Source organism: Bacillaceae bacterium S4-13-56 (assembly GCA_040191315.1).
Classification (GTDB): domain Bacteria; phylum Bacillota; class Bacilli; order Bacillales; family JAWJLM01; genus JAWJLM01.
In genome coordinates this window covers 1-670 of sequence record JAWJLM010000165.1, presented here as the reverse complement: position 1 = coordinate 670, position 670 = coordinate 1, and the positions used below count along the sequence as shown (strand labels likewise).

Below are 670 nucleotides of genomic sequence, written 5' to 3'. Positions count from 1 at the left end.
AATGGATACAATTACACCGCATATAGTTTTTGGAAGGACAAATTAACGGACTTCATTGGAAAACACCTTACCTAAGTCGAAATTAAGTAATCCATTTACGTATGATAGTTACAGATATACATATAGTTATCGCCAAATTTCGGGTTGTCACTGTGACTTAAAATTACCCCGTTCCGGGTTCTTTAGTGTTTTTGACAGATTAAAATAACCGATAGTTGACGGTATTGCTTGTCCAGAATTAGTCGATTATAATGTCCTTATATGATTCGAAAAATTTCGACATTTATAATTCTGGAGAAAGGAAAAGACGCCTCCCATTAACGTATAACTGCGCCAACAGCTATACGGGAGACGTCCCACCAAAACATATATGATTATTGTATCAGATTATAAACTTATTGAAAACACCCTAAATGGAGTTTTCAGTTAGGGGTGCGGGTAGGACTCCTTCTCCTTGTTGCGGAAAAAGTATGAGTGTGATAGGTACTAGAAATAGAAAATGTAAAGAGAGATCTGGGGAAATGAAGGTGTATAATATTCGCCGTTTAGCTTGTGATAATTGCGGTAGAATTCATCATGAGTTACCAGACTTCTTAGTACCTTATAAAAGGTATGACTCAGAGTGTATTGAAACAGGTGACCAGACTATTTTTAGAGAGGAGGCTTTATC

The 670-nt window shown here is 36.6% G+C and carries 1 protein-coding gene; it reads left to right on the top strand.

What is annotated here, in order from left to right; all coding sequences use genetic code 11:
• Positions 1-413: 413 nt before the first annotated feature.
• The coding region (locus RZN25_18395) for a DUF6431 domain-containing protein (protein MEQ6378769.1) at positions 414-670 on the top strand (257 nt) is incomplete at its 3' end.